Source organism: Shewanella sp. KT0246, from assembly GCF_019654955.1.
Lineage (GTDB): Bacteria > Pseudomonadota > Gammaproteobacteria > Enterobacterales > Shewanellaceae > Shewanella > Shewanella goraebulensis.
In genome coordinates, this window is sequence record NZ_BPEV01000004.1 from 1 (window position 1) to 16,960 (window position 16,960).

General features: G+C 40.6%; 8 protein-coding genes and 4 tRNA genes. 8 read left to right on the forward strand and 4 right to left on the reverse strand.

Features of this window, described 5'->3' with window-relative positions:
* Positions 1 to 18 precede the first annotated feature (18 nt).
* From K5Q58_RS02850 to K5Q58_RS02880, 7 genes are all read left to right on the forward strand, one after another.
* The gene (locus K5Q58_RS02850; RefSeq protein ID WP_220752331.1) at positions 19 to 5,019 is read left to right on the forward strand and encodes an S-layer family protein; all 5,001 of its coding nucleotides are present in this window, start codon (positions 19 to 21) and stop codon (positions 5,017 to 5,019) included.
* 89 nt (positions 5,020 to 5,108) lie between these two features.
* Positions 5,109 to 7,286: a type I secretion system permease/ATPase gene (locus K5Q58_RS02855; RefSeq protein WP_220752334.1), complete on the forward strand. Its 2,178-nt coding sequence runs from the start codon at positions 5,109 to 5,111 to the stop codon at positions 7,284 to 7,286.
* Positions 7,283 to 8,665, forward strand: a complete 1,383-nt coding sequence (locus tag K5Q58_RS02860) for an HlyD family type I secretion periplasmic adaptor subunit (protein ID WP_220752335.1) — start codon at positions 7,283 to 7,285, stop codon at positions 8,663 to 8,665. The genes K5Q58_RS02855 and K5Q58_RS02860 overlap by 4 nt, the downstream gene beginning before the upstream one ends.
* A 74-nt stretch (positions 8,666 to 8,739) precedes the next feature.
* Positions 8,740 to 10,110 carry a TolC family outer membrane protein gene (locus K5Q58_RS02865; RefSeq protein ID WP_259651213.1) on the forward strand — a complete coding sequence of 457 codons (1,371 nt, stop codon included), beginning with the start codon at positions 8,740 to 8,742 and terminating at the stop codon, positions 10,108 to 10,110.
* Positions 10,110 to 10,706 (forward strand): OmpA family protein, encoded by a 597-nt coding sequence (locus K5Q58_RS02870; protein ID WP_220752338.1) that lies wholly within the window; start codon positions 10,110 to 10,112, stop codon positions 10,704 to 10,706. Before K5Q58_RS02865 ends, K5Q58_RS02870 begins: the two co-directional genes overlap by 1 nt.
* Positions 10,707 to 10,731: 25 nt before the next feature.
* The gene (locus K5Q58_RS02875) at positions 10,732 to 11,442 is read left to right on the forward strand and encodes a transglutaminase-like cysteine peptidase (RefSeq protein WP_259651210.1); all 711 of its coding nucleotides are present in this window, start codon (positions 10,732 to 10,734) and stop codon (positions 11,440 to 11,442) included.
* 8 nt (positions 11,443 to 11,450) lie between these two features.
* Entirely contained in the window at positions 11,451 to 13,373 is a 1,923-nt protein-coding gene (locus K5Q58_RS02880; protein ID WP_220752340.1) for an EAL domain-containing protein, read from the forward strand.
* Between the two features lie 176 nt (positions 13,374 to 13,549).
* On the opposite strand, the gene K5Q58_RS02885 is transcribed toward K5Q58_RS02880, so the two are convergent.
* From K5Q58_RS02885 to K5Q58_RS02900, 4 genes are all read right to left on the reverse strand, one after another.
* A tRNA-Pro gene (locus K5Q58_RS02885) sits at positions 13,550 to 13,626 on the reverse strand.
* 164 nt (positions 13,627 to 13,790) lie between these two features.
* Positions 13,791 to 13,867, reverse strand: a tRNA-Pro gene (locus K5Q58_RS02890).
* 30 nt (positions 13,868 to 13,897) lie between these two features.
* Positions 13,898 to 13,973: transfer RNA gene (locus K5Q58_RS02895), tRNA-His, on the reverse strand.
* Between the two features lie 36 nt (positions 13,974 to 14,009).
* Positions 14,010 to 14,086, reverse strand: a tRNA-Arg gene (locus tag K5Q58_RS02900).
* A gap of 207 nt (positions 14,087 to 14,293) precedes the next feature.
* On the opposite strand from K5Q58_RS02900, the gene K5Q58_RS02905 reads away from it, so the two are divergent.
* Positions 14,294 to 16,951, forward strand: coding sequence for a diguanylate cyclase domain-containing protein (locus K5Q58_RS02905; RefSeq protein WP_220752342.1), 2,658 nt, complete (start codon positions 14,294 to 14,296; stop codon positions 16,949 to 16,951).
* Positions 16,952 to 16,960 lie beyond the last annotated feature (9 nt).

Genomic DNA, 16,960 nt, shown 5'->3' on the forward strand with positions numbered 1-16,960 from the left:
CAAGCCGTGGAAGTCCCTGTGGCTGACGGCGATACCCAAGTGAATGTGGACGCGCAAGTGATTGATGCCGCGGGCAACGCCTCGGGCGTGGCCACGGACATGCAAGGTGTGGATAACACCGATGCACCAACCCCAGAAGTGTCGTTCAGCGGCATGGGCGATGATGGCATTTACAGTAGCAGTGAGATTGGCGCCGATGGCACCGTCACCGCAACCGTCACTTTAGCTGCCGGCACCCAAGTCGGTGACACCTTGATCATCACCGACACCGATGGCAACGAGCTGTTTAATGGTCTGGTGACTCAAGCGATGCTTGATGATGGTCAAGCCGTGGAAGTCCCTGTGGCTGACGGCGATACCCAAGTGAATGTGGACGCGCAAGTGATTGATGCCGCGGGCAACGCCTCGGGCGTGGCCACGGACATGAAAGGCGTGGATAACACTCAACCGAGTAATCCAGCTATCATAATTACTGATGATGGCTTACCTGGGGATGGTTGGTTAAATCAATCAGAAATTAATTCAAATGGTTCTGGTATTCAATTAGAAGCAAATGTTGATAATACAGATTTACAACTAGGTGGTTTTGTAACTGTCAGAATAGACATTGATGGGGCTTCAGTCTCTTTCGATTTAAAATTGGTTAATGATGAACTTGTTAATTTAGATGGTTCAGCTTCTGTACCAACCTTTGCTTATAATGATGGGTCAATAACTTGGACAATAGATGTACCTGAAGAAAATCAAACTATTACAGTTAGTATCTCTCAGACAGATTCAGCAGGTAATGAATCAAATACAGCTGCAGACACTGCGACAATTAACACGGTCGATGCCGTGGATGATCCTGTTGGCACTGTATTCACAACATCAGCTGACTCAGCCAATAACTGGGTAAGCCCGGTAAATACTGATGGAGAAGCCGACTTTACTATCAGCGCAAGAAATGCTGATGGCAGCGTTGGCGCAATCTCAGTCAATGCCGATAATAACCACATAGGTGTAGCTGGTTCGCCACGATCTGCTGGTCAAATTTCAGGACAAATTGAATATGACTCTGAAACAGGCACATCTGAAGCCATAATCATTGATTTCAATGGTCTTGTTAATCAAGCAGAATTTAGCGTTTCACGTATGTTCGCTGATGAAAATAGTGGTGAACAAGGTACATGGTACGCTTACTATAATGGCCAATTAGTGGCTTCTGAAACCTTCACAACCTCAACCGGTACAACAGGTAGTTTTAGCATCAATACCGGTAACCTGGTATTTGACCAATTAGTCTTTGAGGCAGCGCCAACAATTAGCGAAGCCAACGGCGGCGCAGCACTCGCAGACTCATCTGATTACTACTTAGACTCTGTTACCGTTACAGGCCCAGCATTAGTCGATGCTTACGTTGTGCAAGAAGATGCTGTACTGGCTATAACAGATATAGCCGAAGGTCTTTTTGCTAACGATAGTGATGAGCAAAATCATGACTTTGATATCACTCATATCAATGGTTCAACTTACGCCTACGGACAACAAATCACTCTTGCAAGCGGTGCAACTATCATTATTAATGTCGATGGCACATACACTTACGATGTGAATGGTGCCTTTGATAGCTTGAATGCTGGTGAGTTAGGCTCAGATACTTTCACTTATACATTAACTGATGAGTTTGGTGCTGTTGATACTGCAACTGTCACTATCAACATTGTTGGCGTGAACTTAGCCCCTGAACCTAGTGCAGATCAATTAAGTGTACTTGAGGGGGACTCCATTACCTTCGGTGCCATTGACCTTATCAGTAATGACAATGATGCCGAAAACGATAGCCTATCAGTTACTCGTTTTGCACCAGGAAATGCTGATTTGGGTAGTATTGATGCAACCCAAGCAGGACAAAGCTTCACTACTTCACTGGGCGGTATCATCACCATTAACAGTGATGGTAGTTACAGCTATCAAGCCCCACTAAACCTTGACCATACCGGTAACGATACCCTCGTCGACAGCTTCTATTATCAAGCAAGTGACGGTACAAGTACATCATCTTGGACTCAGGTACTGATCGATGTTAATGACACAGCACCTGTTGCACAAGATGATGTTGACAGTGTTGGTTTTGGTGGCACGGCTTACGGTAGTGTCATCACAGGAGCTGGCACTGATGGTAGCGGTATAGATAACATTGGCGCAGATTTAACAGAGTTAACTAGCATAAGAATTGCAGGTACAACTTACGACACCTTTGATGCTGATGGCAATATCATTGTTACTATAGCGAATCGAGGCACCATCACTATCAACAAAGATGGTAGTTATAATTTTGTTTCATCGGTTCCGGAAGTTAATGGACAACAAAGTGTCTTGAGTAATATTTTCTATACCCTCACTGATGCCGATGGTGACTCGAGTGAAGCAAGGTTAAGAATCGTTCAAGACTCAAGCCCTGCGGTTAACAATGATGTCACTAGTGCTGCAGAGTCTGGTTTAACTGACGGCACATTATCGGGCAGTGGTAGTAATATCACTACTGGTAATTTACTTGATAATGATGAAGGTATAAGTGGCTCAACAGAAATAACCCAGGTTAATGGTGTTGCGCCAGTTAATGGTATTATTACCATTACAACTGCAATTGGTGAGTTGAAAGTATATACCGAAGATACTGTAAGTAATCGCGCAGGCGATTATGAGTACACCCTAAATTTCAGCACTAGTGGTGATGATGTTTCTGAAACATTTACTTATTCTATACTTAATGCACTTAACTCTGGCGATAGTGGCAGCTTAACTATCAACATTATTGATGATGCGCCAGTTGTTGAAGACATTACTCAAAATCTACAAACAAATCCAGAAACATTAATAACCAATTTGACCTTCATTCTTGATGTATCAGGAAGTATGGACAACAGTGCAGGAAACGGTAAATCATACCTAGAAACTGCTGTTGAATCTTTAACTGCACTCATTAACGAAGTTGATGCCTCTGGTAATGTCAATATACAGATCGTTACTTATTCAAGTTCTGCCACAAATTCAACTTGGTTAATTGATGATATAGACGGCGCGATAAATTACTTAAACAGTCTACAAGCCGGCGGCGGAACCAACTATGAAGCAGCACTAGAAAATGTCATGGGTAGTGGCACTATGCCTACAGCAGATAAAAGCTTTGTTTATTTCATCTCAGATGGCAGACCAACTCAAGGAACTGTAGATGAGGCTGCGTGGCAAGATTATATTGATGACAATTATGACATTTCATTTGGTATCGGTATTGGGAATGCGAGCTTAGACTTCATCAACCCAATTGCCTATCCAAATGCTGAGGATGGAAATGAAGAATATGCGATTATTGTTAATGATGCTGACGATCTCACCAACACTATTTTAGATTTCTTTGACTCAAATACTGTGACCGGTAGTTTAGGCATAATTAGTAACTCTGCAACTGGAGTTCTCGTGGGAGCTGACGGAGGTTATGTTCAGTCAATTTCAATTGATGGTGTTACCTACACTTATGATCCTATTAATCCAATTCAAGTTATCAGCACTAATCTAGGTGCAACATTCGAGATTAACTTCGCGACAGGCGAATACGAATACCTCTTAGACGCCTCCACGAATGTACTCAATGAACAAGAGTCAATTGATGTAACAATAATGGATAATGATGGAGACTCTGCTTCTTTAACCTTGCAAATAAATCTTGATTATTACGCATCATTAGATGCCAACGTAAACAATATCATTACCAATCAAGCTCAAGGTGATTTAACCATTTCAACTGAATATCTCACTCATGGCGATGCATTGCCTGACAATGGGACACTAAGCTCTGTCACCGCAGGAAGTGCTGGCAACACGAGCCTTGCAAATGATGTAGTAACTATTACCAATGCTAATGACGGTGACAGCTTTGATTACACGTTAACAGCAAACGGTGTATCTGATTCAGCAGAGGTAATCATTGATTATCAAAGCTCCTCTACTTTAATCGGAACACATGAAAACGACATCATTATTGCCAACTCAACAGCCAATAACTTGGCATCAGGTTCTGTTAAAGCAACGGTGAAATCAGGGAATACCTATAATGCTTCTAACCAATTCGGTTTTGAAGCAGCATTGCTCGCAGCAGGAATATCGATCACCCAAATAGAAATCAACCTCAGAGGTGGGGGGGATACAAATGCGATAGTGGATGTCAGCCAGTCGAACCTAGTGAAAGGTAGTGACTCCGTTGGTATTAATGATAGTAATTCAGATATTTTTGCCAATATGACGCAAGATAGCGGAACACTAACAGCAATATTTAGCGCTGGAGACTTCACCAATGGAGATGAGTTCTGGTTTGCATTTGACACCGATAATTTAGGTAGTGACACTGGCGCAAGTTTGGTAGGCGCTACATTTACGATTACCTTAAGCGACGGAACCACCCAGACAGGTACATATATTTCTGATGGAAATTCTGGTGCTACAGGTCAATTGCACTTTGGCGATGCAGTACTTGATGGCGGCGCAGGCGATGATGTACTCATAGGAGGCAATGGGAACGACATCCTCATAGGCGGGTTGGGTGACGACCTATTAAGTGGTGGTTTAGGCGATGATTTGTTAAGTGGTGGTGAAGGTAATAATATTTTTGTGTGGAATGCAAATGAGTTCGGTACTGACACAATTGTTGATTTTGATACTAGCAAAGATAGCTTAGATTTAAGTGACTTATTGGTTAATGAAAACCTTGCTAGCTTAGATGACATGCTTAACTTTAGCTACGATGGCACCAATACAACTATTGATATAGATGCTGATAACAATGGTTCATTCGAGCAACAGATTGTGTTGGATGGCGTTAATTTAACTGATGTTTACAACAGCAATGATGACGGTGTAATTATCAATGGGTTACTAGATGATGGTGCCTTAATTGTCGATGCTACAGATGCAACACCAGCGCAGAATGTCGCAGCTATAGACCCGTTAGAAAATGTACCAGATGGTAATATTATTCCTTAAATACAACAATCTGTTGACGCTTTGTAGTAATATAATAGCGTCAACCTATTGTTTTTAACATAATTATAATTACAAAGGATAAGTAATACGTGCCAGCAACCGTCTCTGATAATCAAGAGCAGTGGACTATTTCGGCCTCTCAACGTACCACGGTCGACCCATTACTTGATTGTTTAGTATTAATGACTGAACATTTTGGTTCCCCTTGCTCAAGCGATTCACTTGCGGCAGGATTACCTTTGACTAGCGCTGTCATCACCCCTGAGTTATTGCCTCAAGCAGCTTCCAGAGGTGGGTTATCTGCTAAATTAACCCGTAAAGATCTCAATCAAATATCAGAGATTTTATTGCCTTGTATTTTGTTGTTAAAAGACAAAAAAGCCTGCATTCTTCGCAGTATAGATATCGATGCTGATAAAGCAGTAATCCAACTTCCTGAAAGTGGCGGTCAGGAAACGCTGATGATAGAGGAATTAGAGACCCTCTATGTAGGTTATCTGTTTTTAATTAAACAAGAGTTTCGTGGGGATAATAGTTTTGATGTCCACATTCACGATAACACCACCCATTGGTTACTTCAGAGTATTAAAGACTCTGCCCCTATATATCGTGATGCCTTAATTGCATCAGTCTTGGTTAACTTATTCGCTCTTGTTTCACCGCTATTCATCATGAATGTCTATGACAAAGTGGTGCCAAATCTAGCATTTGAATCTCTTTGGGTTCTAGCAATTGGTGCAGGAATAGCATATTTATTTGACTTAATACTACGACAGCTAAGAAGCTACTTAATTGATATAGCCGGTAAAAAGGTTGACATCATTGTATCATCTAAACTTTTTGCTAAAGCAATAGGTATACCTCTGTCCAAACGCTCACCAAGCGTCGGGGGTATGGCTCGCCAACTCAGTGAATTCGATAGTATTCGAGAAATTCTCACTTCAGCGACAATCACCACGTTAGTAGATTTACCTTTCGCGTTACTTTTTGTAGCCATCATTTATATTGTTGCAGGTGACTTAGCCATTATTCCAGTTATTGGCGGCATCATTATCATTGGTTTTACTTTATATATTCAGCCAAAACTAAAAGCTGCAATTGAAGAAAGTAATCGATTTTCTAGCCTCAAACATGGACACTTAATTGAAAGCTTAACTGCCCTTGAATCAATTAAAGCCAATGGTGCCGAAGGACTTGTTCAAAAAAGCTGGCAACAAATGATTGGCCACACAGCTAACTGGCAACTTAAGTCTAAAAAACTATCAAACGCGGTGAGTAATCTCGCTAATTTTATAGTCCAATTAACAGTGGTTTCCGTCGTTATTTTAGGCGTGTATCGCGTCGCAGAAAATGAAATATCTATGGGTGGAATTATTGCAGCGGTAATGCTTTCAAGCCGTGCAATTTCACCGATGGCACAACTTGCCGGTTTAATCACACGCGGAAACCAAACCGCCAGCTCTTTACGCCAACTTGACGAGGTGATGAACCAAGAGGAAGAGTTTGAGAATAAAGGCAACCTAGTTAGTAAGCAGCGCTTACATGGTAAAATTGATGCCGATAACGTCGCATTTAGCTTTCCTGAGGCAGAAAAGCCCGTTTTACACCCATTATCTATTCGTATCACCCCTGGCGAGCGAGTGGCCATTATTGGTCGAAATGGTTCAGGTAAAAGTACTTTAGCCAAACTACTTGTGGGGTTATACAAACCCACTCAAGGCAGCCTTCGTTATGACGGCTTAGATGCAGGGCAAATTCACCCAAGTGATTTACGCAGTAATTTTGGTTACTTACCGCAAGATGTGACCTTGTTTCATGGCTCAATCAAAGACAATATTTTATTCGGCACTCGTCAAGTTACTGAACATCAGCTAATACGTGCTGTACAACTTTCTGGTGTAAGCATGTTTACCAATCTTGAATCGGAAGGACTTGACCAGCAAGTTGGTGAAGGCGGACTGTCCTTAAGTCGTGGACAACGTCAAACTGTTGCCCTCGCCCGCGCCACCCTTAATGACCCACCGATTTTATTAATGGATGAGCCAACAGCAAGTCTCGATGCTAGAGCAGAAAAGCAATTTATCCGCTCAATGGAACATGTCACTAAAGACCGCACCTTACTACTTATCACCCATAAGATGCATTTATTACGTTTAGTCGATCGCATTATTGTGCTTGATAGAGGTCATATCGTTGCCGATGGCCCTAAAGACAAAATTATTGATAAGCTCAATAATGGTTTACTCACTGGGGGCCGTCCATCATGAGTAATAAGTTAACAAGTCATGACTTAGACATGGTTGATGATGTTTATGGCGCAATGATGACTGATGCCCCACGTGGTCATAGTTTGATAATTTGGTCACTTGGCGCAATGGTAGTTTGCTTTTTTATTTGGTCATATTTTTCTGAATTGGATCAAGTGACATCTGGCATGGGCAAGGTTATTCCGTCATCACAAATCCAACTAATCGACAGCCTTGATGGCGGTGTGTTGCAAGAAATATATATTCAAGAAGGTATGATTGTCACTAAAGATCAGCCTTTGGTTAAAATTGACGATATTCGTTTTCGTTCTGATTTTGCACAACAAGAGCAAGAAGTCTATAGCCTACAAACTAACGTGATCCGCATGCGCGCTGAGCTCGATAGTATTGTGATTTCAGGTATGTCATCAAATTGGCGAGAGCAAGTCAAAATAACCAAGCAACCGTTAATATTTTCTAATGAAATTATTCAGCAAGAGCCTGCCTTAGTTAAAAACCAGCAAGAAGAATATTCAGGTCGCTTAGACAACTTGAGTAACCAACTCGAAATACTCGTTCGACAAATTCAACAGCGTCAACAAGAAACGGAAGAGCTAACCTCAAAAATTGCGACTCTGACTAAAAGCTTCCAGCTTATCTCACGTGAGCTTGAACTAACAAAGCCTTTAGCGCAAAAAGGCATTGTACCTGAAGTTGAATTATTAAAACTTGAGCGAACAGTCAACGATATCCAAGGCGAGCTGAAAACAATGCGCCTGCTTCGTCCGAAGCTAAAAGCTTCAATGGATGAGGCCATCCTAAAACGACGTGAAGCAGTCTTTGTCTATGCGGCCGATTTGCGTGCCAATTTAAATGAGATGCAAACTAAATTATCAAGAATGAATCAAGCACAAATAGGTGCTTTTGATAAGATTAATAAATCAGTTATTACCTCCCCAGTAAACGGAACCATAAAAACACTACACATTAATACCTTAGGTGGTGTCGTGCAGCCTGGTGAAGAAATTATTGAAATTGTTCCATCAGAAGACCAGTTGCTAATTGAAACAAAAATAACCCCTCAAGACATCGCATTCTTACACCCTGGTTTACCTGCTATTGTTAAGGTAACGGCTTATGATTTCACTCGTTACGGTGGACTGAAAGGCACAGTTGAGCATATTAGTGCAGATACAAGCCAAGATGAAGAAGGAAACAGTTTTTACACGATTCGTGTTCGAACTGCTGAATCAAATTTAGTAAAAAACGATGGCACAAAGATGCCAATTATTCCAGGTATGCTCACTTCTGTGGACGTTATTACCGGAAAAAGAACTATCCTTGAGTATATATTGAACCCGATTTTACGGGCAAAAGAGACAGCACTTAGAGAGAATTAGCAAAAAACCGGGAGGGTTTTTTCATGAAAATCAACATTAACCAATGCAATAGATTGAGCGTATTCGCGTTGGCAATGTCTGCAACTTTTGTAACATCTACGCTGAACGCGCAGTCGTTAGAGCAGGCCGTGGCACATACTCTAGATACCAATCCAGAGATTAGAATTGCGTTTAACCGCTTTAAAGCTCGAGAAGAGCAAGTTAATCAAGCCATAGCCGGTTACATGCCAACTGTTGATTTAACAGGTGGTTATGGATGGGAGCAAACAGATAGCCCTTCAACTCGTCGTAAGAACCAACCTGGTAACGATAATTTAGATGAAGGCGTTATGGAGTTAGAGCGTGGAGAAGCAGGGTTTAGTATTAAACAAATGCTGTTTGATGGCTTCTATACTAGCAGTGAAGTCGATCGCTACTCTTTTGAAGCCAGCTCTGATCAATGGGCACTGTTTGCAGCGGCAGAAGATATAGCACTTGAAGTTAGTAAGGTTTATGTAAATTTTATTAAAGCTGAACAACTGCTGGTTTTGTCTGAAAAAAATCTAAAGAGCCATCAAGATATTTATGATCAAATCAAAGAACGAACAGACTCAGGTCTTGGTTCTATAGCTGATTTATCTCAAATATCAGGCCGTTTAGCACGTGCTAATGCAAACCTCATGGCAGCCAAAAATAATCTGTATGATGCCAAAGCTCAGTACATACGTATTGTTGAGCAAGATCCTGAAAATCTTGTGGTACCAGTGCCAGACATGGACTTTCTACCTCGAAACGTAGCTGAAAGTATCGTTAAAGCCCAAGATAACCATCCTATTCTAAAATCTGCCAGTAGTGATATTAAAGCGGCGGATAAAGAACGCAGCTCCGCACAATCAAACTATTACCCTGAGTTCACATTAGAATTAAATGGTAATTGGAATAATGATGTTGACGGTGAAGACGGCTATGGTACGGGGTCTACTTTTGATCCTTACGTAAACGGTCATAGTAATGATCTTGTAGGTATGGTGCGCGTTAAATACAACTTATTTGCAGGTGGTAAAGATTTAGCCCGCGAAAAAGAAGCAGCCTACAAAATTAATGAAGCAAAAGAAGTTCGTCAGCGTGCTCATCGTCAAGTTGTAGAAGGTGTGCATTTATCTTGGAATGCGTATGAAATGTTAGCCCCCCAAAAGCAATATATACGTCAACATGTCATTGCTTCAAAAGATACTCAAACAGCTTATTCACAGCAATTCAATTTAGGTCAACGAAGTTTATTGGATTTACTTGATACGGAAAATGAGCTTTTCCAAGCTCGTCAAGATTATCTACAAGCTGATTTTGACGAAACAATAGCAAAATATCGAGTATTAAATGCTACAGGCCAATTACTTGATTCTCTTCGAGTTACTCGTCCAGATATTTGGCAAGGTGAACGTGATTATGAAGGAGGAGTAAAGTAATGAAATACATACTTTTACTACTAGCTATTTCGCTAACTTTTGGCTGTTCAATGCGTGATATAACGTCGATGGACTCTCAAACTGATCAAGATTTTGATCTAAATGATAATGATAAAGATGGCGTCATCATGGCAAGAGAGAGATGTATTGATACAGTTAATGGAGCTGGCATTGACAACTATGGCTGTGGCACTGTTAATGAAATAAATGAGCGTCAAGAACTGAAAATTATGTTCGAGAATGATTCAGACTACATCAATAATCGTTATTATCAGCAAATTGAAAAAGTTGCAGATTTAATGAACTACTACCCTAACACTCAAGTGACTATTGAGGGACATTGTAGTAAAACAGGTTCCTATGAGCATAATTTAGCCCTATCTCAAGCTAGAGCAGATAATGTGGTCAAAGTTCTTTCAGATACATTTGGTATTGACTCCTCTCGTTTAACTGCCATCGGGTATAGTTTTGACAGACCAATTGATACATCTAATACAACTGCAGCAAATGAGCTAAATCGACGAGTCATAGCTGAAGTAACAGGTGATGATACAAAAGCGGATATGAAGTGGCATATTTACACCGTTGATCAGTAAAACTGCCATATGAAGGAGTGAGGGTTTGCAGGGAAAGGGCCGTATATATTTAATCGGTTTAAAACGTATTTACCGTTACCCTTTGCTGGCATCGGTATTTATCGTATCAGGACTTTTTGCAGCAGCCCCAACTCAAATAGATGTACAGAAAACTATTAGCGCTCTATCAAATCAATATGGTGAGCGTGCAGAAAAGCGAGCTAAAGCATGGTTTAAAATCGTTAACGATGCTCAAAAGCTTGATGACATTGATAAACTGAAAAAAGTAAACGGCTTTTTCAATTTATTCAAGTTTGTCGATGATCATGTACTGTGGGGAGAGTCCAATTATTGGGCTTCCCCAATGGAGTTTATCGGTGTAAATGCAGGGGATTGTGAAGATTTTTCTATTGCAAAATATTTCACCTTGTTACAAGTGGGAGTGCCTGAAGATAAACTCAGAATCACCATGGTTAAAGCAACGTCTGTGAATCAATACCACATGGTACTGGCTTACTATGAAACACCAGGCTCAGTACCACTAGTACTAGATAACCTAGACCCGGTAATAAAGCCTGCAACCCAAAGGGGTGATTTATTACCTGTTTATAGCTTTAACGGTAAACAGTTATGGCTAAACAAAGAGAAAGGCCGAGGCGTACTTGCAGGTTCATCCTCACGTCTTGAAAAATGGAATGATTTAAAACTTAGGTTGGGTATAGACAGATTACGTCAACCCAAGCAAAAAATGGAGTAGTGGCCAAGATGACCCTTTTTCGCCAAATCTATGCGTTACTTTTTGGTTTATTTTTACTGGTAGTAACCAGCCTAGGTTACGTGCAGTTTACAGAAACCCAAAGTTTTCTCATCAAGCAGATGGAATCCGACTTAAATAACGCCAGTCATTCACTTGGTATTATGTTAGTCCCAGCTTTAGAAAATGGAGATGATGTTGGAGCCGAAACCTTAGTAAACGTTATATTTGAAGGTGGTTATTACCAACAAATAAAACTCACTTGGCTCGTTGATGGAAAGCAGCAGGTATGGAATAACGCAATACGAATTGAGGGAGTACCTCAGTGGTTTATCGATTTAAATTTATTTAGCACCATCACCAAAGAAAGTGTTATCACTTCTGGTTGGTTGCAACTTGCTAAAATAGAAATAACTGCTCATCCAGGGTTTGGTTATCATGAATTGTGGCGGATCATATCTAATACTATCATTATATTTTCAATTCTTTTTTTACTAGCAATAGTCTGTGCTCGTTTCGGCCTAAGCTATATTTTAAAACCTCTTCATACTCTATCAGAACACGCTCAACAGATTGCCAATCGCCAATTCGGCCCGGATATGCCCACACCTAAAACCAAGGAACTCAAAGAACTTGTTGGTGCATTCAATAGCATGTCAACTCAGCTTAAACAGGTTTTCAGCTCATTAGATGAAGAAGTATCTGCTCTACGTAAGAAAAACCTCGTAGACCAAGTTTCTGGCCTTCCTAATCGACAATATATGGTGAGCCGTATTAATGGGTGGTTAGCCGAGCCAAGTAGTGGGGCAATTTTCCTCGCTAAATTTGACTGGCTAGAAGAAGTGCACAGTAAATACGGCTATCAAGTCCGTGATGAAACCATTAAGTTACTGTCACAAAAGCTCGAACATTATTTAGATGAAGTTGCGCCTTCAGTGATTGCCAGAATTGCCGCTTATGAGTTCGCTTTTTTGATCACAGAGATTGAACATGATCAACTAACTAAATATTTGCAAACCTTACTCAGAACCCTAAACAAAGAGATTTCAAAGGCGGGTTGCAAACCAAATGAAGGCTTTGCTATCGGTGTTGCTGAGCGTACTGGCAATATGACTGTCAGTGACATTTTGGCGCAAGCTGATAATGCACTGCAAAAATCATTAACTGACAATAAAGTATTCCACTGGTTTGAAACCACAGAGCACCAACTGTTTAGTCGTGAACAATGGCGAGACAATTTAACTGATGCCATACAAAACAAAAAATTCCAGTTTAGATGGCAACCAGTATTACTTACTCAGAATGAAGAAGTTTGCCAACGTGAAGTATATTGTCAGTTACAGGTCAATGATAAACTCCAACACGCGGGCCAATTCATGCCGTACGTTGAACTACTCTCTTTAGGTACATTATTAGACCAATGCTTAATCGAGACTGTCATTGAAAATCGTTTATTAGAGCGTAATTACGAACCGTTAGCCATCAACTTAACGTTCCAAAGTATCAGCGACCCATTGTTCCATACTTGGCTTCAACACCTACTTCGAAATTGTAATTTCCCAGAGCGAATATGCTTTGAAATACCTGAAGCCAGTGTTTACAGTGATTTAGAAAACTGCGAAAACTTATGTAATATCATTCGAGATAATGGCGCAAAATTTGGTATTGATCACTTTGGTAGACAGTTTGGTTCGATGAGTTATTTACAAAGCTTACGACCAAGCTACGTGAAGTTAGATCAATCCTTTGCCTATATGGAAGATGACCAACACAATACTGAACTATGTCGTGCCTTGGCAAATGTTGCTAAAGGGCTTGATATACAAGTCATTGTGACTGGTATTCAGCAACAAACCCAACTTGATCGCTTTACCTCTATGCGATTAGATGCCTACCAAGGCTTTATAGCACCGCCCATCGCAATCACTCTGTAACATATGCTTTAAATAAAGCCACGCAATAGCGTGGCTTTATTATGTCAAGTTGTAGGCCACAAGATAACTCATCAGTTAAACATCCATGAAGGTCGCGATTAAGAGTGTAAAATAAATCCCAAATGATTAATTTCAGACACAAAAAAGCCACTCATTGAGTGGCTTTTTTGTTTATGTGGTCGGTGATAGAGGATTCGAACCTCTGACCCTCTCGTCCCAAACGAGATGCGCTACCGGGCTGCGCTAATCACCGAAAATCTGTTCTGATATTTGAGTCTTAAGAGAAAATTCTCTGCTCCACTCTAATAAAGAGTGAGTGACACGTTATCAAACGACGTAATTCACTAAACGTAACTTTTAATACGGTAGGCCAATTTGATAGGATCAAAATAAATCACTAATTGGAATACTAAAATTTGGTCGGTGATAGAGGATTCGAACCTCTGACCCTCTCGTCCCAAACGAGATGCGCTACCGGGCTGCGCTAATCACCGAGATATTCTATAAATAGAATGTAGATTGAATGGGGTGACTGATGGGGCTCGAACCCACGACAACCGGAATCACAATCCGGGGCTCTACCAACTGAGCTACAATCACCACTGAATTTCAATCTTGCTAACGAACGTTACCGAATGGTGCGCCCAGAAGGATTCGAACCTTCGGCCTTACCCTCCGGAGGGGTACGCTCTATCCAGCTGAGCTATGGGCGCTCGCCTTGGTTAGCGACGCACATAATAGGGATAAATCACCTTCACGTCCACCTTTGTTTATAACTTTTTTGTTTGTTTGCTCAAGTTTTGAGTAAATTGGGATGTTTTTAAGCATTTTTCATTTTAAACTGTTGATAGTTCCCTTTGTGAGCGAACTTTCATATACTCGATGATGGATATTGACCTCAAAAGGATTAAGGGAGAATGATGGAAAAGAGGAAACTCCCTTCAGTTAGTTGCAATAATATCGAACACCTTCAAAGAAGGGTTTCAAGATTAAGGCGATTAGCAACAAAATATAAACGTGCTGAAATCATTCAAAACGCCTTATTAGAAATTTCCAACATTGCTACCCACGTGGTGTCACTTGATGCTTTTTACCAAGGTGTGCATAACCATCTGCAAAGCCTGATTCCTGCTGATAACTTTTTCATCGCCTCCGTCGACAATAACACTGGTAACATCAGTCTACCTTTTTTTGCCGATGAAAAAGATCCTCACCCTTCTGAACTCTATCCTGATGAAGAAATCTCTTCTTTATTACAACGTGGTATTACAGGGTACGTTTTAAAGACAGGTGAACCACTCTTTTGTGATGAGCAACGATTTGTAGAGCTCGTCGCTGAAGGGAAAATTGATGATCTTGGCTCCCCTTGCTTGCAATGGCTTGGATTTCCTATCAAGCATAATAATATCGTGTCAGGTGTATTGGTGGTTCAAAGTTACAGTAACGACATCAGTTACGGTGAATTAGAACTAGAGTTAATGGGGTTTATTTGTCATCACATTTCCGGAGTAATGGAGCGCCTTCGACATAATGAAGAACTAGAAATTGCGATTATTCAACGCACTAAAGAACTCAGCCAAGCCTACGACAAAGTTAAGCTTGAAGTTCAAGAAAGAGTGAAAGCAGAAAAATTACAAGAGTCCTTATTTCAAATAGCCGATCTTTCAGCATCAAACATCAGCGGCCAAGATTTCTATCCCCAAATCCACCAAGTCATAAGCCAATTATTACCTGCCGATAATTGTTTTATTTCGTTAGTACATAAAGCATCGAAAACTTTATCATTTCCTTTTTATGTATCGCAATTAAGTGGCGAGCCACCAAAACCAAGGGCAATGCAAGATGGGTTAACCGAATTTATATTGAAGCATCAACAGCCCAAACTATTAAGCCAACAAGATATTAAAGACATGGTTCAAGCCGGTGTAATTTACGGCACCAACCCAGCGCTTAACCACACCCAAACAATGAAACAATGGATTGGTATCCCATTATTTATCCATGGTGAAATTGCTGGCGGTTTAACGATTTACAGTCTCACCGACCAAAACTCATACGAGGCAAAAGATCTAGAACTGCTCACGTTTGTTTCGCAGCACATTGCCAATGCGATTGAGCGTAAGTTTGCCGTTGAGCAATTAAAGCGTAGCCACGAGTTATTAGAAGATAAAGTAGAAAAACGAACAAAAGCGATTGCTGAAATGAATGACAACTTGCAACGTCAAATCATGCAGCGCAAGAAAATGGAAGCCCAATTGGTATACGATGCTAAGCACGACAACTTAACAGGCTTACCTAATCGCAGCTTTTTTATGGAGCGGTTGTCTCAAGCCATTAAGCATGTTCGTCGTCATCAAGATGAACAATTTTCACTGCTTTTTATCGATTTAGACGGCTTTAAACAAATCAATGACACTTTGGGACATTTAGAGGGCGATAGGTTTCTAATTGAAACCTCTACTCGTCTTAAACTATGTATTAGAGAAAATGATACTTTAGCGCGTCTTGGAGGCGATGAATTTGTCATTTTATTAGACTCAATCCACAATCTTAAAGATGCAGAGGAAGTGTGTGAGCGAATTTTACAAACGATTTCTGAGCCATATGTTTTAGCACATCAGCAAGTTATTTCAGGAGCAAGTATTGGCGTAGCGTTTAGTTGCCTCAATGCATCTGATAATAGTGAGTCTATTCTCAGAAATGCCGATACCGCAATGTATCAAGCAAAATCTAAAGGCAAAGGCTGCTATGTTATTTTTGACAGAGAGACTGAGTATCACTTCAATCAGCGTATCGAGTTAGAACAGGATTTTTTAAATGCCTTAGAAAACGGCGACATTGTCGTCGAGTTAACTCCCATAGTGTCTTTTGCCGACTCTGATATCTTAGCTTATGAGCCTATCAGTCATTGGCAACATCCTTCTCAAGGTTTAATCGACAATAACGAGTTATCAACACTCGCGAATCAAACTCAAACCATGATGATGTTAGATGACTATATTTTTAAATATATCGACCATCATTATAAAGCGCTTGCCAGCGGGTTAGGCGATGGAATACAAATTCATATCCCACTTTCTAGTCAACATATAAAGCATAAATATGGACTTCGCAGCTTAAAGAATACCATTAAGCGCAGTCAAATTTCGGCCTCAAAGTTATGGATATTTTTTCATGAAAAGTCTTTCGTTAAAGACAGCACTCATCATATTAGTGCGTTTGAATCACTAGTCGAACTCGGGGTTAATATCGGAATTAATGGCTTTGGCACTGGGTATAGCTCACTCAGCAGTTTAAGCTTTTTACCTATTAAAGCGTTAAAGCTTGATGCAGATGTTAGCCAGCATTTAATTAATGATAAGCAACTACAACTTGCTAAAGCATATCAGTTAATTGCGACGACCCTAGGTTTTGAAATTTATGCAGAGGGCGTGAATACGCCTGAACAAAAGAAAACGTTGGAAAATTTAGGTTACCACCAAGGTCAAGGAGAAGTGTTTTCCTTAGCAAACTTAGTGCTAACTCAGCATACAGAGCAAGTCGAAACGCCTGCGCTAGCGTCTGAAATCATAATCTGAGTTAACATC